The sequence below is a fragment of the Corallococcus exiguus genome (assembly GCF_009909105.1).
Taxonomy (GTDB): Bacteria; Myxococcota; Myxococcia; order Myxococcales; family Myxococcaceae; genus Corallococcus; species Corallococcus exiguus.
Map to the genome: position 1 here is coordinate 13,635 of NZ_JAAAPK010000022.1, position 21,904 is coordinate 35,538.

Genomic DNA, 21,904 nt, shown 5'->3' on the forward strand with positions numbered 1-21,904 from the left:
CCCGTCACGTCGCCACCCACAGCACCAGCGCGGCGGCCACGCCGACGACATAGCTGACGCGGTCCCGCAGCGCGAAGACGAGCGGGTCCTCGTTCACGAGCCCCCGGTGCGCCAGCAACCAGATGCGCCCCACCCAGTACAGCATCACCGGGCACAGCATCCACAGCCGCTCCGGGTGGGCATACAGCGCCGTGACTTCCTTGCTGGTGATGTAGAGGGCCAGCACCATCACCGACACCTGGCCCGCCGCCGCGCCCAGGCTCGCGAGTTGCTCGTAGTCCTGCGCCAGGTAGCCGCGCCCGTGGGCGGACGTCTCGTTGGACTGGCGCAGCCGCCGCACCTCGCTCAGCCGCTTGAGCAGGGCCAGCGACAGGAAGAGGAAGGTGCTGAACATGAGCAGCCAGCTCGACGTGGGCACGCCCACCGCCAGCGCGCCGCCGAAGATGCGCACCGTGTAGAGGCCCGCCAGCACCAGCACGTCCAGCATCACCACCTGCTTGAGCCGCAGCGAATACGCGAGCGTGAGCACGAAGTACGCGGCCAGCAGCGCGGAGAACGACAGGGGCAGCGTCGCCAGCGCCAGCGCCGCGGCGCCCACCAGCAGCAGCGGCGCCAGCACGACGCCCGCGCGCACCGGCAGGGCCCCGGACGCGAAGGGCCGCCGCGACTTGGACGGGTGCCGCCGGTCGGACGCCAGGTCCAGCAGGTCGTTGATGATGTACACGCTGGAGGCGCAGAGGCTGAAGGCGAGGAACGCCAGCACCGCGCGCGGGGCCATGCCGCCCTGGGTGGCCTTGTGCGCCGCCAGCAGCGGCACGAAGACGAGCGCGTTCTTCGCCCACTGATGCACCCGCAGCGCCTTCACCCAGGGGCGCACCCCGCCCGGCGGGGCCTCGAAGACGCGGTGCACGGGACGGCCCAGCCCCTGGGCCTGGCGCAACACGCCCGCTGGCGCATGCACCACGATGATCCGCCGGCACTCACGCCACAGGTGCAGGTCCACCGCGTCGTTGCCCGCGTAGTCGAAGGGGCCCAGCAATTCGCGCAGCCGCTCCAGCTTCCGCGCGCCGGACAGGTTCACCCCGGCTTCACTGGCGACCACCGTGTGGAAGAGGCCCAGGTGGGCGGCCACCGCGTCGGCGATGCTCCGGTCCGCGGCCGTGGCCAGCACCAGCCGCCGCCCCCGGGCGTGCTCCTCGCGAAGGAAGGCCACCACCTCCGCGTTGTACGGCAGCGAGGTGACGTCCAGCCGCGCGCGGCGAGCCACCTCCGCCTTGAAGAAGGCCTTGCCCCGGAGCACCCACAACGGCACCAGCAGCAGCAGCCACGGCGCGTTCTTGAGCAGCACGAGCAGGTTCTCGTGCAGCGTGTCCGTGCGCACCAGCGTCCCGTCCAGGTCGACCGCGAGCGGGACGTCGGGGGCATCATCGAGAATGGGAGTCTGAGGCTGCATGAAGGGGGCGCGCAGGGTACTCCAAGGGCCCCTGGCGTCCCAATGTTCCGTGCGCCCACCCAGGCCGAAGCCCCTCCAGGCGGTGGTCCTCCTGGCCGCGACCCAGACGGGAGGACGTCCCGTCCGTGCCTCAGAGCGACTTCAGGAAGGCGAGCAGCGCGGCCCGGTCCTCGCGGGGCAGCCGGACGTAGCGAGCCTGCGCGGGGGCCGCCTCCCCTCCATGCCAGAGGACGGCCTCCTCCAGGGAGCGGGCCCGGCCGTCATGCAGGAAGCGGGTGTGCCGGTTGACGGCCTCCACCAACCCGATGCCCCACAGGGGCGGCGTGCGCCACTCGCTGCCCGTGGCCAGCCCATCCGGACGTCCGTCCGCCAGGCCCTCGCCCAGGTCGTGCAGCAACAGGTCCGTGTAGGGGTAGATGACCTGGCGGGAGACCTCGTCGAAGCCCTCCACCGTCCCCGTCTCCTGGGGCGTGTCCACGTGGCACGCCGCGCAGCCGATGGCGCGGAAGACGGCATGGCCCCGCTGGACCTCCGGCGCCTCCCAGTCGCGCCTCTTGGGCACGGCGACGAGGCGCATGTAGATCATCAGCAGGTCCATGTCGTCCTGGGACACCTCCGGTTCACCCGGGGCAGCCCGGCCCTGCTCCTGGCGGTAGAGCGTCGTGGTGACGCCCATGTCCGCGACGAGCGCATGCGCCACCTGCTGGCGCAGCGTGGGCTGATTGGCCTTCCACCCGAAGCGGCCCAGGCGCGTCTCGCCCGTCTCCACGTCGAGCACCCGGTTGACCCGGCCGGAGATGCCGTCCTGGTCGCGGTCCTCGGGGTCGGCGCGGGCCACGATGTCGGCCTCGGGCAGCGCCTCCAGCAGGCCCAGGCCGAAGTTCACGGGCGACACGCGGGCGGAGAACAGGGCGCCGTCGCCCAGGGGGCCGTGCACCAGCCCCTGGAACTGGTAGCGCGGGCGCACCAGCGAGTACGGCTCACCGGTGGCGAAGGTGCCGCGCGTCTCCTCGAAGTCGACGCGGACGTGGCCCTCGGGGACCTGGCCCTCCACGGCGTGCGCGTCCAGCTGCATGCCGTACAGCGGGTGGGGACCGGCGCCGTCGGGCGCGCTCAGCTGGAACGCCAGCGAGACGGGCGCCTCCGTGGGGCTCGAGGGCGGCTGGCCCCGGCCGTCCTTCACGTGGCAGGTCATGCAGCCGGTGGCGCTGAAGAAGGGCCCCGCCACGGCGGCACGCAGGCGCGAGTCGCTCCAGTCGCGGTCGAAGACGCCCTTGCCCGCGTAGAAGTCCGGCCAGCGCGAGCGCGGCATGTTCATGGGCGCGCGCCCGAAGGCATTGCGGCCGGTGTCCGTCACCGTGGTGGCACCGCCTGCCTGCTCCACGTGCGGCAGGACGACGGGGGGAAGCGCGCCCAGCACCAGGGGTTCGGGGCGGCGGACGACGGTGGCCCACGCGGCGCCGATGAGCAGCGCTCCGGCGGAGATGCCAGCGAGAGACCAGGGCACGCGCATCGTCACGACTCCTCGATGGGAAGACACAGACAGACAGACACCACCGGGCGGGAACGAGGCGCCCCCACCCGGTGGAGGAACAGCTTACTTCTCCTGGCCGAAGGACTCGCCCGTCACGAGGAAGTCCGTGGCGCTGGCGTTCACGTCGATGCCGGAGAAGTGGCGGTACGGGTAGGCACCGTCGCCAATCTCCTCGATGAACTCCACCGTGTCGCCGACGACTTCCTTCCCGTCAGCGAGCTTGACGCTGAAGGTCGTGTTGGCCACGTTCAGGCGCCAGCCGCAGGCGCCGTCCATGCCCACATTCCCGCCCGTGGCGGTGGTGCGGTAGGAGAAGAAGCCCCAGTGCCAGTAGTACCAGTCGAGGAAGGCCCACCAGCTGTAGAAGGTGATGATCATGGCCTGCGGCTGGGGGCTCGACCCAACGAGGCGGCCATTGTTGTAGACGTTCATCCGGAACGCGCCGGAGGACGAACCGGTGAAGCCCGGCTCCACGGACACCTGGCGGTCCTTCCCGGGGGTGATGCGCAGGGTGCTGACCACCTGGTCACCATCCCGCGCGGCCAGGGCGAGGCCGCCCGAGGCGCTGCCAACGCGAATCTGCGCGTCCTGCGACCAGGTGATGGCGTCGTTGAACGTGCTGGAGACGCCGTCCGTCTTGAGGCTCTTCAGCCCGTTGACCTGCACGCCCTTCTCGGAGGCCGCCAGGGACGCGTTGCCCTTGGCGCAGGTGGTGATGCCATCGAACCGCTGCACGCAATCCGCCTTGGCGGACAGCTCCGCGGACTGCGAACCTTCCGGGGACTGCGTCGGCTCACCCTGGCAACCAACCACCAGGCTCAGGAACGCAGCCGCCAGGAGGCGACTCGTCATTTTCAGGTGCATGTGTGGGACCTCGACTGTGTGGGGGACACTGTCTGCTTCACTCACAACGGACGGAGACGCTGAGGGTCCAGCAGGCGGAAGCCAAGGAAGCACCGACGCGCGTTCCGAACAGGACGCCTTGCACCTGCCACGCCACACCCCAAGATTTTTGCGCTTTCCTCGGAAGGCCTCGCTGCGGATGACACGGGTGTCGTGGCCGCTGTAGCGCCGCCAGTTACAGGAGCACGGCAGCGTGTGTCCCTCAGTGTCACAGCCACGCGCCCGGTGGCTTGCGCCAGGCCCGGCGCGGGGCTAGGGAATCGCCCCTCCTATGTCGGCGCTCGCGGAACTGCTCGAAGCCATCCGGGAGGAGTCAGGCCCGACCACGTGGTCCGCCGGACAGGCCCTGTCGCGTGCGGGGGTCGTGTCGGTGCAGTCCGTGGACGAGGAAGAGGTCGTCCTGCGGATCCGCATCCCCGGCCGCCCCACCCCGCTCACCACGACCCTCTACCCCGAGGATGAAATCTGGGAGTGCGACTGCCGGGGGAAGGTGGACCCCTGCGAGCACGTCATCGCCGCGGCCATCGTCCTGCGGCAGGCGGAAGGAAGGAAGGCCACGGCGGCGGCCTCTGCTGCCCGCCCGGGCCCTGCCGCCACGGCAACGCGTCCCGGCGCCGCGCCGAAGACAGAACGGCTGGTGTACCGCTTCAAGCGCGCGGACGGAGGCCTCCAGCTGGAGCGGCTGGTGGTCCGGCCGGACAACACCGCGAGGCTGCTGGCCCGGAGCCTCGCGTCCGTGCTCCAGAACCCCGTGGAGGCCGCGCGCATCCACGTGGATCCGTGCGACCTGCTCGCGGACAAGCTGCTCGCGCAGGCGACCCGGGGCGCGCTGCCGCAGAGCAAGCTGGATGCTCTGCTGCACGTGCTGGAGAAGGCGCGCACCGTCCTCTTCGACGGCGCGCTCGTCTCCGTCTCCAACGAGCCGCTCCTCCCGCGAGTCACCGTCGAGGACCGGGGCGAGCAGACCGTGCTCAAGGTGGAGAAGGATCCGCGCATCAACGAACTGGTGAGCCCCGGCGTCGCGCTGTGCGCGGGCGCGCTCTGCCGGTTGGGAGAGTTGTCACTCACCGGCGCGCGGCTGGAGAACCTGCCCCAGGAGCGCGTCTTCGCCCCGGAGCAGTTGGCGGACCTGACGAGCAAGGTGCTGCCGGACTTCGCCAGGCGCATGCCGGTGGACGTGAAGAGCCGGCGGCTGCCGCCCATCGACCGGACGCTCAAGCCGCGCATCTCGCTGGAGTTGGACAAGCTCGACACGGGGCTCTCGGTGCTGCCCACGCTGGTGTACGGCTCGCCGCCCACCGCGCGCATCGACAACGGGAAGCTGGTGTACCTCCAGGGCGCCGCGCCGGTGCGCGACGAGCCCACGGAGACGAAGCTCATCCACCAGCTGAGGGACGAGCTGAACATGGCGCCGGGCCGGCGCGTGACGGTCCACGGCAAGGAGGCCGTGCAGCTCGCGGACAAGCTGCGCAAGTGGCGCGGAGGCCTCACCGGGAACGCCGCGGGAGTGGTCAGCCCGGATGTGAAGCTCAGGCCGATGCTCACGTTGGACACGTCCGCCACCGACGCGGGCGTGCCGCGAGTGGGCTTCTCGCTCGACTTCCATGTGGAGGGCCTGGGCCCCGGAGAGAAGCGCACCGTGGACGCGGGCGCGGTGATGCGGGCCTGGGAGGAAGGCCTGGGGCTGGTGCCGCTGGAGGGCGGAGGCTGGGCGCCCCTGCCCACGGGCTGGCTGAAGGCCCACGGCCAGCGAGTGACGGACCTGCTGTCCGCGAGAGAGAGAGACGGCCGACTCGCGAACCACGCCATCCCCCAGCTCACCGGCCTGTGCGAGGCATTGGAGCACCCCGCTCCGCCCGTCACGGAGCGGCTCGCGCCCCTGGTGCAAGGCTTTGAGAAACTCCCCGAGCCCCAGCTGCCCAAGGACCTCACCGCGACGCTGCGCCCGTACCAGTTGCAGGGCGTGAGCTGGCTCACCTTCCTGAGACAGGCGGGTCTGGGAGGCGTGCTGGCGGACGACATGGGTCTGGGCAAGACGCTGCAGACCATCTGCACGTTGGGCCGGGGAACGCTGGTGGTGGCGCCCACGAGCGTGCTGCCCAACTGGGAGGCGGAGGTGAAGCGCTTCCGCCCGTCGCTGAAGGTGTCTGTCTATCACGGCGTGGGGCGCACGCTGGACGAGTCCGCGGACGTGACGCTCACCACGTACGCGCTGTTGCGTCTGGACGCGGCCATCCTGGCGGCGAAGACCTGGGACACGGTGGTGCTGGACGAGGCGCAGGCCATCAAGAATCCAGACAGCCAGGTGGCGCGAGCGGCGTACGAACTGGACGCGGGCTTCCGCATCGCGCTCAGCGGCACGCCCATCGAGAACCGGCTCGAGGAGTTGTGGAGCCTGATGCACTTCACCAACCGGGGCCTGCTGGGCGGGCGCAAGGCCTTCGAGGAGCGCTGGTCCCGGCCGGTGTCTGAGAATCAAAAGGGCGCCGCGGAGGCCCTGCGCGCGCGCATCCGCCCCTTCGTGTTGCGCAGGCTCAAGCGCGACGTGGCGCCTGAGTTGCCACCGCGCACGGAGGCCGTGCGGCACGTCACCCTCACCGAGCAGGAGCGCGCCGTCTACGACGCGGTCCACGCCGCGACGCGCGAGGAGGTGGTGTCGCAGCTCGAAGAGGGCGGCAGCGTGTTGAAGGCACTGGAGGCGCTGCTGCGGTTGAGGCAGGCGGCCTGTCATCCGGCGCTGGTGCCGGGGCAGCAGGCGAGGACGTCCTCGAAGGTGCAGGCGTTGGTGGAGGCGCTCGGCACGGCGGTGGCGGACGGGCACAAGGCGCTGGTCTTCTCTCAGTGGACGTCGATGTTGGACCTCATCGAGCCCGCGCTGAAGGAGGCGGACATCGGGTTCATCCGCCTGGACGGAAGCACGGCGAACCGGGGCGCGGTGGCGTCCTCCTTCCAGGACGAGAAGGGAGCGCCCGTGATGCTCATCTCGTTGAAGGCGGGAGCAACGGGGCTCAACCTGACGGCGGCGGACCACGTCTTCCTGGTGGACCCCTGGTGGAACCCGTCGGTGGAAGCGCAGGCCGCGGACCGGGCGCACCGCATCGGGCAGCAGCGCCCGGTGATGGTGTACCGGATGGTGTCCCAGGGGACGGTGGAGGAGAAGATCCTCCTCCTGCAGGACAAGAAGCGAGCCCTCTTCGAGGCCGCGCTCGGAGGCGCCACGGGAGGCGCCGCGATCACGCGAGCGGACCTCATGCAGCTTTTGAACTGAGGGCATTCCGCGGCGGGGTGGAAAGCGGCAGTCCGCTCCCCCGCCGTGCCTGCGTGGGGCCAGTGACGCTGAACGTCACGCGAAGCATGCGCATCGTCTCGGAGGACAAGCATTCACCGAGAGGGAGTCACAGCATGCCAGCATCCATTCCCGACAAGATGAGGGCCGCGGCGCTCGACCGCTTCGGCGGCCCGGAGGTCCTGGGCATCAAGACCATCTCCGTTCCCACCTGTGGCGACGATGAAGTGCTCGTGCGCGTCGCGGCGGCGGGAATTGGTGCCTGGGATTGGATGGAGCGCGAGGGACAGATGGCCGAAATGATTCCAGGCGGCCCGAAATTCCCCTACGTGCCCGGAGCCGACGGCGCGGGAGAAATCGCAGCGGTGGGCAAGAACGTGAAGAACTTCAAGGTCGGCGACCAAGTCTACGGCTCCGCGTTCATGAGCAACAAGGGAGGCTTCTACGCGGAGTACGTCGCCGTGAAGGAAAACCAGGCGGCGAAGGTGCCCAAGGGGTTGAAGGTGGAGCAAGCGGCGGTGCTCGCCGCGGACGGACTCACGGGGCTCCTGGGCCTGGAGGAGCACCTCCAGCTCAAGTCAGGGCAGAAGCTGCTCATCTTCGGCGCCAGCGGAGGCATTGGACATATCGCACTGCAGCTCGCGAAGAGGCTGGGAGCGAAGGTGCTGGCGGTCGCGTCCGGGCAGGACGGCGTGGAGCTGGCACGGAGGCTGGGAGCGGACGCGGTCGCGGAGGGGCATCAGGAAGACCTGGAGAAGGTCTGCCGCGACTTCGCGCCAGACGGCTTCGACGCGGCGCTGGTGCTGGCCCGGGGAGACGCCGCCGAGCCCCTGCTCCGCAACATCCGCAAGGGAGGCCGCATCGCCTTCCCGAACGGCGTGGAGCCAGCGCCCAAGGGGCCGGAGGGCGTCGAAACCAAGGCCTACGACGGCATCCCCAACCCCCAGGTGATGAAGCGGCTCAATGAATTGATTGAGGCGGGGCCGTTCCATCTGGAGATTGGCCGTCTCTACGCATTGGAGGAAGCCGCGAAGGCCCAGCAGGAGGTGCTCAAGCACCACCTGGGCAAGTACGCGATGCGCATCCAGTGACGCTCAATGCGGTCCAGAGTCGCCCGTGGCGGTGTTGAGCATCCGCATTGCCACGGCGCGGCATTCCGAGCAGACGACCCCGGTGCGCTCCCAGTGCACCTGCGCCTCCAGTTCACCGGGGTCCGCGGAGCCTTCATCCAGGCGGCGGACCATCTCCGCGAGCGCCTCCGCGGGACTCCCCTCCAGGTCATCCGAAGGGTCGAGCAGGTCCTGCTCCCCTTCCAACACCAGACTGAAGCGGTAGTACACCGCGTGCGCGACGATGACGCGTCCGCACGTCGCACAGGTCTTCGCTTGCGGTCCCGTCATGGCGGCAAGGATAGCAGGAAGTGCACCTGGCGCAGGTTTGTCAATGCCAGTGACGTACCTCCTATGGGGAATACAGAGCGCTTCTGGCGCTCTGTAGGGTTGTCGCGTCCGTGCCCACTTGAAAGGGCGGCGCGTCAGGCACCGCGAGAAGAACCGGCACGGTCGGAAGGTGTTCCCCATGATCCGGCTGCTGCACACCGCTGATTGGCAGATGGGCTTGCGAGCGAAACACGTCGCGGGCGCCGCGGACGCGATTCGCAACGCGCGATTGGACGCCGCGCGCCAGCTCATCCAGACGGCCAACACCCGAAGCGTGGACGCGGTCGTGCTCGCGGGCGACATCTTCGAGGACAACACCGTCGGAGAGATTCAGGTCCATGAGGTGCTGAAGGTCCTCAAGGCCTCCCGGGCACCGGTCTATGTCCTCCCTGGCAACCACGACCCGCTGAGCCCGGACTCCGTCTACCTCCGTCAGTCGTGGAAGGGGCGTCCCGCCCATGTTCACATGCTGGATTCGGGCAAGGGGGTCTCCGTCCCCGGCACCGGCGCCCTCCTCATCCCCGCACCGCTGCGGCAGAAGAAGGGGCTGAAGGACCCGACCGCGGATTGGGGACCGCGTGTCGAGGGCAAAGACATCCGGATTGGCGTGGCGCACGGCTCGCTTCGCATTGAAGGCAAGCACTCCGCGGACGACTTCCCCATCGCCCTGGACGCCGTGACGCGCAGCAACCTGGACTACCTGGCGCTGGGCCATTGGCATGGCCAGTACATCCACCAGAAGCGCGCGGCCTATTCGGGGGCACACGAGGCCACCAAATTCGGCGAGGACGGCGCCGGACAAGCCCTCCTGGTGGAGATTGCCTCGCACGAAGCGATGCCCCAGTTGACGCCCATCCCCACGGGCACGCTCACCTGGAAGACGCTGGAGCTGGATTTGAGCCTGGGAGGCGGGCTGGAACTCGCACGGGTACGAACCGCCGCGGCGGAGTGGACAAGCCCGGAGAAGACGCTGTTGCGCCTGCGCACCCGGGGAACGTCCTCGGAAGAGGACACGACCGCACTGAGAGCGCTCATGGACGAACTCCAGGGACAGGGACTCCTCCACATCGAGCTCGACCGGCAGGACATCCCTCGCGCCGCGGCGGAGGGACGGCTGGCGGAGCTGGCCCCGTCCAGCGCCCTTCTCACCGACCTGCTGGAGCGCCTGAACTCGAAGGCGCCCGTGCCTGGGGTGTCCGTCACACCCGAAGGCATTCACCCCGCGGCCCGGCAGCTGCTGTCCGAGCTCGTCATGGAGGTCTGGAAATGATCATCCGGCGCCTTCGCATCCAGAACGTCCGCTGCTTCCGCAATCCCATCGAGCTGTCCGGCCTCGGGCTGGGCGTCCATGTCATCCACGCCCCCAACGAGACCGGCAAGTCCAGTCTCATCCTGGCCATCGCCCGGGCGCTTTTCGATCGCTACTCGTCCAAGGACCGGGCCATCATTCAACTCCAGCCCTGGTCGACCGAGCTGTCCCCTCGCGTCACGCTGGAGCTCGAAACCGGAGGGAAGCGCTATCGGTTGGAGAAGTCCTTCCTGGGCAACGCCTCCAGCCAGCTCAGCGAGTGGACCGGGACCCGTTTCGAGCACCTCGCCGACTCGCAAGACGCGGACGACCGCGTGCGAGGCTTCCTCACCGCCACCGGGCCGGGAAGCGGCGCCACGAAGGTCGGGCATTGGGGCGTGGCACGCCTCCTGTGGCTGAACCAGGTTCCGGAGCGACACGAACTGCCGGGCCTGGATGGCTCCCTGAAGGCACGGCTCCTGGAGACCATGGGCGTCGCGGCCCTGAGCACCGAGGAGCAAGCCCTGATCAAGGCGGTGGAGACCACCTACGGCCAGTTCTTCACGCCGAAGACCCAGAGGCCTGTCGCGGGCAGCGAGCTCATCCAGCACGAGGAGAAGATCAGGAACCTGAAGGCGACCGTCACCAGGCTGATGCAGCGCAAGGAGGAGACCAGCCGCAACGCGGACGACATCACCGAAAACCGCCTGCAACAGACGCGGCTCTTGGAGGAGAAGGACGGCTACGCGAAGCAGCTCACCGAACTCCAGGAACGCATCCAGGAAGAGGAGCGGCAGGAGCAGGCCCTCTCCCTGTGCCGCAAGGATGTCGAGCGCCACCGACAGCGGTGGCAGGACCTGGACCAGAAGCAGCGCGCCCTGCAGGAGATGCAGGGCAAGGCGGTGAAGCAGGAAGCGCTCGTGGCCCAGAAGCAGCCGGCCGTCCAACAGGCGCAGGACGCGCTCAAGGCCGCGGAAGCCGCATCGCAAGCGGCCCGGGAGCACCTTCGGGGAGCGCAGGCCGCCGCGGACAAAGCCGAGCAGCGGTTGGAGCGAGGACGCCTGCTGGAGAAGGCCCTGGAGGTCCGCGAAGGGCACAGCCAGGCGGAGGGACACCTCAAGCAGGGACTGCGCCTGGAGGCCGCGCTTCAGGGCAGTCTCAAGAAGACCGCGGGAAGCACGCTGTCCGAAGCCAGCGTGAAGCGCGCGGAGGAGCTGGAGAAGAAGCTGCTGCTGGCCCAGAGCAAGCTGGACGCCCAGGCCATTGAAGTCTGCTTCACGGCGGAGAGCCCCCGGGTCATCGAGTGGGAGGAGCACGGGACGGCCCGCGAACACAAGCTCGCCAAGGCCGAGCAGAAGCGCTTCTCCGGTGTGACCTCGGGAGAGCTGCGCATCAAGGGCGTGGGAACCTTGAACGTCCGCACGGGCGCGGACGAGCTGGGCAAGCTTCAAGCGGATGTCGACAAGTGCCGCAAGGAGTTCGCGCGCCGCCTGCACGAGCACGGCGCCAAGGACCTTGCTGGCCTGCGAAAGGCCTGGGAGGAGCAGCGGGCTGCGGCCCAGGTCCACCTCCACCATCAGGAAGCGCTCCAGTCCTTCCTGGATACGGTGGGTGTCACGGACATCGACGCATTGAGGGAGCGACAGCGAACGTTGGCGGGAGAGCTGGGGAGCCTGGCGACGCAGCTCGGCATCGCCGTCGAGGCGCTCGCGCCCCAGCAGGCAGCAGACATCGAAGCGCTCTCCGAAGCGCTGAAGCAGGCTCGGCGCGAGGTGAAGCTCCGGGAGAAGATGCGGGACGAGACGGACTCGCGGTTCCGGCTGACGGACCAGCAGCACCGGACCCTCACCCTTGAACAGGAGCGCGCGGGCCAGAGCGCGAGGACCCTTCGGCAGACCCTGCAATCCCAGTTGGAAGGGATGGGCTGGTCGCTCGACGAGTTCGACACCCAGGTCGAACGCGCGGAAGCCGAGGTCCAGCGCCATGAGGCCAAGGTCCGGAAGCTGGAGGCCGCGCTGCCCGTCCCCGAACAGCGCGCGACGACCCAGCGGGGCAAGCTCCAGCAGGCCCTCGGGCGCATCCAGGACGAAGAGCAGGCCACCCAGACGCGGATCACCCGCGCGGAGACGATGATCGAACAGGCGGTGAACGAGGACCTCTACACGCAACTCTGCGTAGCCGAGGAGGAACTGGAGCAGGAGCAGCAACGGTACAACCGGGCACACCAGCGAGCCGAGGCCGCCAAGGCGCTGCGGGCACTGACGACCGCCTGGCAAGAGCAGGTGAGCCACTCCTTCGTGAGCCCCATCGAGGAAGCGGTCCATCACCGGCTGAAGTTCATCCGGGGTGAGGACGCACCCGGGCGAATCCAACTGGACGCCGATTTCGGGGAAGCGCAGATGCGGACCGATACCGGGTCGAAGCCCCTCGAATCCTTCTCATGGGGCACCCAGGAGCAGACCCTGTTCGCGCTCCGGCTGGCCATTGGCGACCTGCTGTCCACACAGGGCCCCAGGCCAGAGCCGCAGCTCGTCGTGCTGGATGATGCCCTGGTCAACACGGACGCGGGCCGGCACCGTCGGGCACTGGAGCTGATTGAATCCGCGGGAGAGAAATTGCAGGTCCTCATCCTGACCGCCTTCCCGGAGCGCTACCGGACCCTTCAGAACATGAAGTCTTTTGATTTGAAGGCCCTTGCACAGGCATCCTGAACAGACAACCTGGGAGTCGACATGCTCGCCGCGGAGCTACACGGAAAGCTGGGAGACGGGACGAACGCCAAGGACCGGAAGGAGGACGTCCTCACATCCAATGTCTTTGGACTCCTGCGCTGCATGGAGTCCCCGGACCTGCTCGTCACCTGGCTTGGAGAGTCACGTCCCGCCGTCGATGGCGCCAGCCGCCTGGTGACCGGACCCGTCCATTCAGCCGACATCCATTTCTGGCCACGTGTCCGCACCCGGGAACTGGATGTGCTGGTCCTGCTGCGCGGACCGCGGGGACTGCATGTCATTGGCGTTGAATGCAAATACGAATGGGACAAGAGCAACAGGCCTGAGGATGACACTGGAGACGGTGAGAAGGACGCTGCGGGGAGCAGCGACCAGCTCGCCTATTACATGGACGCGCTCGCGGCGGATGCCCTGCCTTCCAGCCCGTACAGGCCCGAGGAGGTCCACCGTCGCAGTCTGCTCTACCTGACGGCGCACGCCACGATGCCGCGAGACGACCTGGAAGCCAGCTTGAAGGCGCGTCGCGAGCACTCCGCCATCGACCTCCATTGGTTGCCCTGGCGGGAGCTGACGCCGCGGCTGCCCAAAGACAACCGGGCCCATGGCCTGCCACGCTTGCTCGCGGAGCTCCGGCAGGTGCTCAAGCGCCGGAAGCTCGCCACCTTCACGGGCTGGACGGACACCGCGCCCCGGTGGCGCCGTCCCACGCAGGAACAATTCTTCCGCTCCACCAGGAAGCGGACCTTCCTTGCCGGAATGACAGCCCCAAGCCTGCCGACGGACAAGACCTTCTGGCACAGCCCACCGCAGCGAGGAGCCTGAACGTGGAAGAGAATCTGGGAGAGAAGATCTACGAGGCGTCATGCTTCATCAACGACATCTACCAGCAGGTGCAGATTCTCCTCCTGGCCTGTGATGCCGCCTTCGAGCGAGCCGGGCTCGTGCCCGCCAACGGAAATGAAGTCGAGCTCCACCGGGCCCGGAACCTCTACGCGGTGGAGGCCTGGAGCCAACGGGCCGTGGGCCGCGTCTACGTGCCAAGGCAGCCCGACGGAAAGGGATTGAAAGCCTTCGTCGCCGTGGAGGTTCATTTGCGCCCCCGAAGCGCGACCCACGCCCTGCTGGTGCTCGCCTACGCCGAAGCCTCCGGGGAAGCCACACCGCAAGCGCTCACCCGGCAATACCGCGACGGAGAGTGGCTGGAAGACCTGCTGGTCCAGCCTTCTCCGGGTCCGAACGAATGGCGAGGCGGACGGGCGGAGCATCCCAGGCACCTCCCCCTCGCGGACGAGCTGAAGCTCAAGTCCTGGCCCCTGACAGACATCACGGATGAGAGTGCCCTCGAGCACCATCTCATCTCGCGACTGCGCGAATGGGCATCCCCACAATCCAGGTGAATGCACGAGCCGGGGATCGAACCCGCGCCGGGCGGTGCGAAACTCCCAACAGAATCGCGCCCTTACCAGCTAACCGCCCGGATCAACTCAGGTTCGATATCCCGACTCGTGCCCTCGTGTCCCGCCCTGTTCCAGACCGTTCCGCAGGCTCCTGCGACATACGTGCGACATAGCAAATGAGCCCACCGGGAGCGCTTCACCGGAGCGGGTTCGCCAGCCGGAACGCTCGCGCCCTGTACCGGCAGGGGGGCTGATCCGACGGCGGGCCCTCGTACTCAGGAACAGTGGCGATTCGCGAGCGCAACTAGCTCCGAAAAATCGAAGGGCTTACGAATGAACTCTGCCGCTCCGGGTGGGAGCTGTACATGGCTCGCGGTCATGAGCACCACCGTGCAGTCACGGAGCAGTGGATCCGCCTTAACCCGGCTCAAGAACTCCAGGCCGCTCATCACCGGCATCATCAAGTCCAGGAGAACGAGGCACGGGGGCCCGATTCGCGACAGAATATCCAGCCCCTCTTGGCCGTTGCCCGCCACGGCCACTGAGAACCCTTCGATCGTAAGGATCTCGGCAACACTCTCCCGGATGTCCGGGTCGTCCTCTACGAGCAGGATGTTTGAAGGCATCGAGGTCTCTGGCACGCTGCGACCGTAACAGCTCGTTCGTATGCGAGCCGGGCGAAATACCAGGGTGGCCGTTGGAAATGCCCAACACGTAAGGGGGCGACCCGTCGAGCCGGCCGGCCCCCAAGGGGCTGCGGGGACCGGCACCTGGGCGCCGTCCTAATTCGTGCTGATCTCGTCCTGGGATGCCTCAAAGCCTTGGGGACGCCGAATGCCCAGCTCGGTCAGCGCCTCGCCGGCCAGCTTCATGAGCTTGAGCAGCTCGGCTTCCGCGTCCTCCTGCCCGAAGACCTCACCGTCCCCCAGCCAGTGACGCAGGTCCGCCGCCAACTCGCGCGCCGACTGGTAGCGGTCAGCGGGCTTCGGTTGAAGAAGCCGGCCCAACGTCACCCGCAGCCCCTGCGGGAGGTTCTCCGTCAACGCGTCCAGGTCCGCCTGCGAGTAGGTCGCCGCGCGCCAAATAACGTCTTCAACCATGGGGTGACTGTTCGCGAGGCGGGCCCGTCGGATGGCACGCCGGACGCGCACACGCTGCCTGACCGACAGCGAGCCCTTCACCTCTTCGGTCAGGTCGTCCGGAGCGTCGAGAAGGTTCCGCCCCGTCGCGATTTCGAGCATGACGACGCCGAGCGCGAAGAGGTCCGAACGTGCATCAACACGCCCGGTCAGAAGCATTTCGGGGGAAGAGTAGAACGCATCCCCCAGCGGACGGCGCACCGTGGATGAAACGCGCCCAGGCAAGTCCGACAGGGCGAGTCCGAAGTCGGCAACCTGCACTCCACCCTTCCAGTCAACGAAGATGGTCCCCACGTCGACGGCCCGGTGAACGATGTTGAGGGGCTTCCCCTCGCCGTCCTTGGCCTCGTGGGCGTGCTCAAGAGCCGCAGCCACCTTGGCACCCACGTACAGCGCGAACAGGGGCGAGAACCGGCGCCCGCACTCAGCAGCGAGCGTCAGCATGTCGCTCACACTGTGCCCTGACGGATGATCGGTGATGACGTACCAGCACCCTTCCGCCTTGTGCATCCCGTGGACGCGAAGGATCCCCGGATGGTCGAGGAAGGTCGCAAGACGCACCTGCTCTTCGAGCCTTGCCCTTGCCCGAATGATGCGCGCCCCCTCCTGGCCCGTCTGGGGGCCAACCGCCTTGAGCAGCACCTTCCCCCGGGGGTGGTTCCCCTCCAGCGTCCGGCGCCGCGCGACGAAGAGGCTCAGCCCGTGGTGCGCTTCGCCCAGGTCTTCGCGGAACTCGTACCGAAAGCCGCCTGTCGTGAAGAGAATCGCTCCTCGGGGAACCTTGAACTCGATTGCCGGCATGCTCGTGCCTCCACTTGCTCGCGCGGGCACCGAAGCCAACGCGTTGCGAGGAGCATATTACCCGTGGGATGGGCTCCGTGGAAACTGCCCTGGTAGGTCCTATGGCGTTCTGCGGGGGGGCGGCCAAAATCGAGCACCTACCCAGTACGTCACCCACGAGGCGCTCAGGGCCAGCGGTCCACGACGCCTCCGCCGTCCAAGTTGAACGCCTTCACCTTGCCGTCCTTGAACGCTTCGGCCGTCGCCTCAACCACGAAGCAAACAGGTTGCTCGTCCTGTCCCGGGAGCTTCACGCGGTCATACCGGACGACGAGTGCCGGCCCATCCGCACGCCCCATCTTGTCGGAGAGGTAGTAAGCCTTCCCGTAGAAGCGTGTTCCGACAGGGGCGACTTCCATCTGCCGCCCACGTACGCCCTTCGGGACGATCCCCACCACCTCCGCGCCAGCCGTGAACCAAACGTCTTCGCGCCCATAGCGGTCGTCGAGGAGGAGCGCGAATCGGTCGCCGCCCGTCCAGTGGAGATTCTCCCGCATAGCCTCTTCCGCCCCAGCCGGGCAGGTGAAGGACTCGGGCCGGATCTGGGCACCCGGACAACCCGCCGCCAGCGCCGCGACGAGCGATAGCGATGCGCACTCAGCGGCAGCAACGGACTTCTTCGGCATGCGGGGTGGGCGTCCTTGGCTCAGGACTTCGGGGGCGGGGTTCTTCAAAGCGGATCCTTCCTTCGGAACAGCAGCGATTGCCGGCCCAGGGGCTGTCACGGGCGACGGGCCAGGAGGTGACATAGCAGGAGGGGCTGCCATGGGCGGCGTGGAATGGGGAGCCTTGGGAGAGCGCGGGCTTGCAGCGACGCGGGGCTCGGGAGGCGGGGCGGGACTCTCGGCTGATGGGCCCCAGAGGGCCGCAGCCACGACGAGCGCGACGACACCCGCAATGGCCACGAGCCACCTTGCCGGCCTGTGCGGGCGCTTCAGCAGGGCGACGTGCAACTTGAGGGGGTCGGGGCCGATAGGGAGCGGCGCTCCGAGTGGCCCCCGCGTGTCGGGCTCGGACGGATGCTGTTCCGATGGCGGATGCGCTGGCACGTCGTAGTCGACGATAGGGTCGGCCCGGAGATCCGCGAACTCGCGCCGGAGTGCTTCCGTGTCGACCGGGCGCCGTGAAGGGTTCCGATCCAGGAGGCTTTCAACGAGATCGCTCAGCACTTCGGGAACACGAGCGTTCGCGAGTCGGGGCGGCGGCGGCTCGAATTGCTGGCTGTTCAAGGCGAAGCGCGGTCGGAACTCTGTCGGTCGCGGATCGGTCAGCAGCTCATGCAACATGACGCCGACGGCGAAAATCTCGTCGGCCACCTGGAAGGCATATCGGGCCCGGTGCTCGTCCTTGTGCTCGCGCAGGAATTGGAACTGTTCTGGCGCGCGGTAGCGTTCGGTTCCCGGAGGCAAACCGCCCTCTGTCAGGTCTTCGGCGAGCGAGTAGGTCGCGCAGCTAAAATCGATGATAACGGGCTCGCCATCGCTCTTGCGGATCAGGACATTGAGCAGCTTCAAATCCCGATGCAGCACGCCCCGACTGTGCATGTAAGACAGTGCGGCCGTGAGCTTCTCAAAGACGCTCAGAATCTCTCGGATTGTGGGGTGTTTCCGCTCTGCCCACTCCGCAAGCGTCCAGCCGTCCACGTAGTCAAGCGCAAGGTACACGTTGCCGGTCGTCGTGTAGCCATGCCCTTGTGGGCGGACGATGTTCGGGTGCTCCAGCATGAGAAGCGCCGTCAGCTCGCGCAAGGTCCGGGCATGGGTCTGCTTGAAATCGCCGCTCACTTCCCGGTGACGCGCCACCTTGATCGCACCGCGCTTGCTGTTCTTCTCTCCGAGGAAGACGCGGGCAAAGCCACCGTTGCCGAGTTCCTTGGAAACCTGCCATCCGTCAATGAGCGTGCTGGGTGGCGTCTCAATCGGCGTCATGGGGGGCCCCCCGCCCCGGGCTTCGGAAAGCGCACGTCAGGAATCGTCAAGTTGCGGCCCCCGTCCCCTCGCAAGTCCAGGGTGAAAACAAGGCTCGCGTCGGACTCTTGAATTTCAGCGACCGCGAGCACGCGTCCAGACTCCCCAGGAGGAATCGCGCCCTTCCTGTCTGTCACGATCCGCGCGCGCAAAGGCATGCCGACACGCCTCGTAAACGTCGCCTCTCGTGGTGTCCAGGCTGGCCGATCGGATTCGTTCCAGATCCACACGTCTACCAGAATCCAACCCTTGCCCCGATAGGAAGTTGGATTGACCGACGCGAAGCCCTGAGCAAAGTCCTTCTTGCCTTTGATGCTAGAGGTTGTGACGCCTTGCCCGTCTACGAAACCAAGCAACACGAAGTCTTCCGGCTTCGGCACTGGCAATTGAGCGTCCGTCTTACAGGCCGTGTTCGGAGGCTCCGGGCGCTGCACGTCAATCAGTGCGTCAACGTCGCTCGGGTCTGTCATGAGCACGAAGGCGGCCCGGGTGGGCGCTCGGCCGTCAGCGAAGAAGACCCCGATCTCCTGACGCTCGCCTTCGGTGAGATTGGCCACAGGCTGAACGATGATTGAGCGCTCGCCCGCATCCAGGACACGGATCCGCGACTCGTCGAATGTGAGGGTCTTCCGCTGGATCGGCGCAGAGAACAGGAACAGCGTCCGGGCGCCCCCCGCGACATGGACGACGGGCAGTGGTTCGGCGGGCGTGCTGGCGACGGTGACGGGACGTTCCCGCCTGACGCGCGCCCCCGGTGCCGGCTCAGCCCCCGCAGCAACTCCCGAGACGAGCGCGAACGCTAGAGCCAATCTGAACGGTTGGAGCAATGGTGCATGACCTCCCGAGGGGGAAGGCTACCATCGCGAGGGCCCGCGCAGTGGGACCATTTACCACGGCCACCGGCAGGAGCAGCGCGGCGCTCGGCCCGGAGGAACGCCCCACCAACGAGCATCTCGCTCCGACGCAACCGTGAGCCGCGTCGGGGCGAGTCCAGCGACTGCGGCGGGCCGTTCAGACCTCTTCGAACTTCACCCCCAAGGTGCCGCTTGTCTCCAGGGCATCCTTGATCTCTTCGTCGACGATGATGGGAATACTATACCCCCAAAGCCTGAACACCCGGGCACTTCCAACCTTTGATTTATCGATCCGAAGCCCCATGACAGATCGATACTGACCTGCCTTCTCGGGCATCACATCGTCATCGGTAAAATACTGCACCGACCTACAGGCAGCATCATCAACACAGCGTATCTCGCGCTGCACATTGAGCAGATGAAACGGCTTGGCTTCGCCTACCACCTCAACGGGAAAGAGCTGCACGTCGTCGGAGGCCATCTCACGAAACACTGACGCAGCCCGCGCACCGACAATGGGCGTGAGCCCCACCCCGGCAAAATCAACATCCAAAGGCGCACCGGAGCGATACACTGGAACACACAGCTTCTCGCGAAGCTCGATAGGCCGCCCTCGCCTAAACTGCCAAATATCGTCGATCTCCTTTCCCTGAGTATCTGTAGGGTCGCCTAGATACCATCGTCCTTTTACATAAACATCAATCGTCAAGCTGAAAAAGCGACGTTCCATGATTTACTCCCGAGCCGCCCCTGCAATGAGCTTCCGCAGATCCGACCCCTCACTTACGAGGTCCCTCGCGATCTTGGCAAGTTCCGCAACTAGGGCAATCCTGCACTGCGCGACTCCCTTGCAGTCCTGCGTTGCCAGATTGACTCGGTTGAATACCTCCTGATGGTACTCGCGAGGGTGCGGCCCCCGGTGCCCCCGAATCCGGACCTGATTGGTTGGATCATTGAGCTTCATGTCGGCCCTCTTGAACACCCTTTCAAACAGCGGTGTCCACGGCCCTCCCGAAGCGGTCGAAACCTCGTTCTTGTCCGTGCAAATGTGATGAACGTCGCCATCGGGATCGCCCTGAATACCTCCCCCAGTGCCGACGGCAGGGCGAGCCCCCACGCCAGCACCGGGGCCCATAGCGACCGCGGCAACAGCAGTCGGAGCAAGCGCAATGTTGAGGACCCCAGCAGACGAGATCGAGATCGACTGCACCCCTCCCGACAGCGCGCCGGCAAGCACGAAGCCCCCTTCTGCCTCTGCCCTGACCGCCGCCTGAGCGAAGCCCGGCATTCTCGGCCCCTGTGCAGCCATCGCGTTCTTACCGCCGAGCGCCGACAGGGCGACGATCACCAGCACGCGAGCGCCGTTGTCTCCAAGGATCTTTCCGAAGCGATGCCCCGCGCGTTCCAGCTCCGAAACGTTCGCGGCGTCCCTCGATTCGTCCATGAGGCGCAGGAACCCCCGCCCGAGATTCCACACCGGACCTGTACCGAGATAGGCAATCAGCGATGCAGTTAGCGCAACTGCGATGACCTTCGTAATCGGCTCAGGCGCGACGAGCATCACAAGCGCCGTCCCAATCATCGTCGTCACCATGGCCCGTAAAGCAGCCCCATTCACCATGTCTCGGATGGCATCCTCGACGCCTTCCCAGACCGTATCGAGCGCGAAGTAGAGCGCCATCATACGGCGTTCCATCGGCCCGAACGTGAGCCCACCCGCTAACATGCCCATGCAGCCGTTGGGGTCGTCCTGCCGCTGGCAGATTCGCTCGTAGGCCGACGGGACGGCTCGCCCCTGAGCACCGTCAACGACTCCGCCACTCGACGCGAGCAGGGAGCGACGGTCATCCCGTTCAACTTCCTTGAACGCGACATCTAATTTCATGTCGAGCACAAGCTGCGTGACCGCTTCCTTGAAGGCATCCCGCCCTATCTCGACAGGGTCGGACTCAAGGGGCGTGTAGCTGATTGTCTTGCCGTATCCCGTGTTGAGGTTGACGACCCGAGTCGTAGCGCATCCGGCCGTCAGCAGCATCAGCACGGCTATTGCGAAAGCTCTCATGTGGCCCCCCAGGTTCAGCCGCCAGCATCAGCAGCGATCCGCCACATACCAATCGGGTCTGACAACCTCAAAAGTCCGCTAGAATTCGTGGCTATCGGTAGACATTTCCACCCCAGACGAACGCCCCATTGACAAGCGGCATGCTGTAGGCAGCGACATGCCTTGTCGGCAGCAGGTACGTGCCGAGCAGCTCGTTTCCCAGCCGCTCGGACGGCCCTTCATCCAGTCCGGGGCCTGGGGGCGGCCCGCGCCGACCGCGATCGCCCGACAGTTACCCTCGCGGCCCGCCCTTACGTGCATGCCAGGCCGGAGGGAGTGCTCGAAGGCGACGGTTAGGCCCGGGGTTCCCCACTCGTCGGCGACCTTCGCGGTGTCACGCTGTCGGGTTAGTAGGTGATCGAGCTGAACGCCTTCGGCTGGCGCAGCCTGAAGTCGCCCTTCACGATCGCGCGAACGGTCGTCTCGTCGTGCTCGGCGCGGGTGTCGTGCTCGGAGAGGATCAGATCCTCGTCGATCCCGTAGAGGAATTGACGCCAGTCGCACGAGAACGTGATCCGCGACACGGGTACGCGCGTGGTCATCACGAACGGGAAGCCACGAATCGTCCCCTTGTCGAGCATCTCCCCACGGAAGAGGAAGAGGCCCGACTCCTGGAGCTGCATCAGCGCGGTTGCCCGCGTCGGGTGAATGACCCACGCCGCAGCCCCCATGCGAACGTGAGCGGTCAGCGGCAGCTCTACCGCCTTGTCGATGTCGGCGAGGTAGGCGGCAGCGGTCGTGCCTGTGCTCGCGAACGTGTGCGCGGGGTCGAGCTGCACGAAGAGCCCCTTCGGCGCGGCGCCCGTGCCGTCACCGTTGAAACCGGCGTCGTCGAGACCATCGGCCACGGTGGCGCGGATGTCCTCTCCGACGCCCGCGTCTCCCACGCCCGGGGTGCGCAGCAGGTCGTTGCTGATGTCCGTCAGCACCATGCCCTTGTGCGCCTTGAGCACGATCTTTCCGTACTTCGG

17 protein-coding genes are annotated in these 21,904 nt (G+C 67.1%); 6 read left to right on the forward strand and 11 right to left on the reverse strand.

Annotation, left to right across the window (positions count from 1 at the left end; all coding sequences use genetic code 11):
* Window positions 1-4: 4 nt before the first annotated feature.
* The 3 genes from GTZ93_RS41630 to GTZ93_RS41640 all read right to left on the reverse strand — a co-directional run bounded on the left by GTZ93_RS41630 (window position 5) and on the right by GTZ93_RS41640 (window position 3,839).
* Complete coding sequence (locus tag GTZ93_RS41630) at window positions 5-1,453, reverse strand: UbiA family prenyltransferase (RefSeq protein ID WP_121753459.1); 1,449 nt, start codon at window positions 1,451-1,453, stop codon at window positions 5-7.
* Between the two features lie 130 nt (window positions 1,454-1,583).
* The gene (locus GTZ93_RS41635) at window positions 1,584-2,966 is read right to left on the reverse strand and encodes a di-heme oxidoreductase family protein (protein ID WP_139918446.1); all 1,383 of its coding nucleotides are present in this window, start codon (window positions 2,964-2,966) and stop codon (window positions 1,584-1,586) included.
* Between the two features lie 84 nt (window positions 2,967-3,050).
* Window positions 3,051-3,839: a hypothetical protein gene (locus GTZ93_RS41640; RefSeq protein WP_257979168.1), complete on the reverse strand. Its 789-nt coding sequence runs from the start codon at window positions 3,837-3,839 to the stop codon at window positions 3,051-3,053.
* A gap of 322 nt (window positions 3,840-4,161) precedes the next feature.
* Between GTZ93_RS41640 and GTZ93_RS41645 the strand changes: the two genes are divergently transcribed.
* Window positions 4,162-7,158, forward strand: a complete 2,997-nt coding sequence (locus tag GTZ93_RS41645) for a DEAD/DEAH box helicase (RefSeq protein WP_139918444.1) — start codon at window positions 4,162-4,164, stop codon at window positions 7,156-7,158.
* A gap of 134 nt (window positions 7,159-7,292) precedes the next feature.
* A complete protein-coding gene (locus tag GTZ93_RS41650; protein ID WP_139918443.1) occupies window positions 7,293-8,267 on the forward strand; it encodes an NADP-dependent oxidoreductase in 975 nt (324 codons plus the stop codon).
* Window positions 8,268-8,270: 3 nt separating this feature from the next.
* On the opposite strand, the gene GTZ93_RS41655 is transcribed toward GTZ93_RS41650, so the two are convergent.
* On the reverse strand, window positions 8,271-8,576 hold the full coding sequence (locus GTZ93_RS41655) for a hypothetical protein (protein WP_139918442.1): 306 nt from the start codon (window positions 8,574-8,576) through the stop codon (window positions 8,271-8,273).
* Between the two features lie 178 nt (window positions 8,577-8,754).
* On the opposite strand from GTZ93_RS41655, the gene GTZ93_RS41660 reads away from it, so the two are divergent.
* The 4 genes from GTZ93_RS41660 to GTZ93_RS41675 are packed head-to-tail and all read left to right on the forward strand — an operon-like array spanning window position 8,755 to window position 14,032.
* Window positions 8,755-9,885, forward strand: coding sequence for a metallophosphoesterase family protein (locus GTZ93_RS41660; RefSeq protein ID WP_139918441.1), 1,131 nt, complete (start codon window positions 8,755-8,757; stop codon window positions 9,883-9,885).
* Complete coding sequence (locus GTZ93_RS41665; protein WP_139918440.1) at window positions 9,882-12,614, forward strand: AAA family ATPase; 2,733 nt, start codon at window positions 9,882-9,884, stop codon at window positions 12,612-12,614. The genes GTZ93_RS41660 and GTZ93_RS41665 overlap by 4 nt, the downstream gene beginning before the upstream one ends.
* Window positions 12,615-12,635: 21 nt before the next feature.
* A complete protein-coding gene (locus GTZ93_RS41670; RefSeq protein WP_139918438.1) occupies window positions 12,636-13,457 on the forward strand; it encodes a hypothetical protein in 822 nt (273 codons plus the stop codon).
* A gap of 2 nt (window positions 13,458-13,459) precedes the next feature.
* Window positions 13,460-14,032 (forward strand): hypothetical protein, encoded by a 573-nt coding sequence (locus GTZ93_RS41675; RefSeq protein ID WP_139918436.1) that lies wholly within the window; start codon window positions 13,460-13,462, stop codon window positions 14,030-14,032.
* A 275-nt stretch (window positions 14,033-14,307) separates the two neighbouring features.
* Here the strand turns inward: GTZ93_RS41675 and GTZ93_RS41680 are convergent, their stop codons facing one another.
* The 7 genes from GTZ93_RS41680 to GTZ93_RS41710 form a co-directional block, all read right to left on the reverse strand.
* Window positions 14,308-14,658: a response regulator gene (locus GTZ93_RS41680; protein ID WP_139918434.1), complete on the reverse strand. Its 351-nt coding sequence runs from the start codon at window positions 14,656-14,658 to the stop codon at window positions 14,308-14,310.
* A 156-nt stretch (window positions 14,659-14,814) separates the two neighbouring features.
* A complete protein-coding gene (locus GTZ93_RS41685; RefSeq protein ID WP_139918432.1) occupies window positions 14,815-15,972 on the reverse strand; it encodes a serine/threonine protein kinase in 1,158 nt (385 codons plus the stop codon).
* 164 nt (window positions 15,973-16,136) lie between these two features.
* Window positions 16,137-17,939 carry a serine/threonine protein kinase gene (locus tag GTZ93_RS41690; protein ID WP_139918430.1) on the reverse strand — a complete coding sequence of 601 codons (1,803 nt, stop codon included), beginning with the start codon at window positions 17,937-17,939 and terminating at the stop codon, window positions 16,137-16,139.
* On the reverse strand, window positions 17,936-18,805 hold the full coding sequence (locus tag GTZ93_RS41695; RefSeq protein ID WP_139918428.1) for a DUF2381 family protein: 870 nt from the start codon (window positions 18,803-18,805) through the stop codon (window positions 17,936-17,938). Before GTZ93_RS41695 ends, GTZ93_RS41690 begins: the two co-directional genes overlap by 4 nt.
* Before the next feature lie 184 nt (window positions 18,806-18,989).
* Entirely contained in the window at window positions 18,990-19,562 is a 573-nt protein-coding gene (locus GTZ93_RS41700) for an imm11 family protein (protein ID WP_139918426.1), read from the reverse strand.
* A 3-nt stretch (window positions 19,563-19,565) separates the two neighbouring features.
* Window positions 19,566-20,894: an AHH domain-containing protein gene (locus GTZ93_RS41705; protein WP_139918424.1), complete on the reverse strand. Its 1,329-nt coding sequence runs from the start codon at window positions 20,892-20,894 to the stop codon at window positions 19,566-19,568.
* A gap of 386 nt (window positions 20,895-21,280) precedes the next feature.
* Window positions 21,281-21,904, reverse strand: a 624-nt coding sequence (locus GTZ93_RS41710; protein ID WP_161663367.1) for a phage major capsid protein, incomplete at its 5' end; no start/stop codon positions are given.

Excerpts from the sequence above, each read along its gene's own strand:
- GTZ93_RS41705 (WP_139918424.1), bottom strand. The coding sequence starts at position 20,894 with ATGAGAGCTTTCGCAATAGCCGTGCTGATGCTGCTGACGGCCGGATGC.
- GTZ93_RS41635 (WP_139918446.1), bottom strand. The coding sequence starts at position 2,966 with ATGCGCGTGCCCTGGTCTCTCGCTGGCATCTCCGCCGGAGCGCTGCTC.
- GTZ93_RS41645 (WP_139918444.1), top strand. The coding sequence starts at position 4,162 with ATGTCGGCGCTCGCGGAACTGCTCGAAGCCATCCGGGAGGAGTCAGGC.
- GTZ93_RS41690 (WP_139918430.1), bottom strand. The coding sequence starts at position 17,939 with ATGACGCCGATTGAGACGCCACCCAGCACGCTCATTGACGGATGGCAG.
- GTZ93_RS41660 (WP_139918441.1), top strand. The coding sequence starts at position 8,755 with ATGATCCGGCTGCTGCACACCGCTGATTGGCAGATGGGCTTGCGAGCG.
- GTZ93_RS41665 (WP_139918440.1), top strand. The coding sequence starts at position 9,882 with ATGATCATCCGGCGCCTTCGCATCCAGAACGTCCGCTGCTTCCGCAAT.
- GTZ93_RS41640 (WP_257979168.1), bottom strand. The coding sequence starts at position 3,839 with ATGACGAGTCGCCTCCTGGCGGCTGCGTTCCTGAGCCTGGTGGTTGGT.
- GTZ93_RS41700 (WP_139918426.1), bottom strand. The coding sequence starts at position 19,562 with ATGGAACGTCGCTTTTTCAGCTTGACGATTGATGTTTATGTAAAAGGA.
- GTZ93_RS41630 (WP_121753459.1), bottom strand. The coding sequence starts at position 1,453 with ATGCAGCCTCAGACTCCCATTCTCGATGATGCCCCCGACGTCCCGCTC.
- GTZ93_RS41685 (WP_139918432.1), bottom strand. The coding sequence starts at position 15,972 with ATGCCGGCAATCGAGTTCAAGGTTCCCCGAGGAGCGATTCTCTTCACG.
- GTZ93_RS41670 (WP_139918438.1), top strand. The coding sequence starts at position 12,636 with ATGCTCGCCGCGGAGCTACACGGAAAGCTGGGAGACGGGACGAACGCC.
- GTZ93_RS41655 (WP_139918442.1), bottom strand. The coding sequence starts at position 8,576 with ATGACGGGACCGCAAGCGAAGACCTGTGCGACGTGCGGACGCGTCATC.
- GTZ93_RS41680 (WP_139918434.1), bottom strand. The coding sequence starts at position 14,658 with ATGCCTTCAAACATCCTGCTCGTAGAGGACGACCCGGACATCCGGGAG.
- GTZ93_RS41650 (WP_139918443.1), top strand. The coding sequence starts at position 7,293 with ATGCCAGCATCCATTCCCGACAAGATGAGGGCCGCGGCGCTCGACCGC.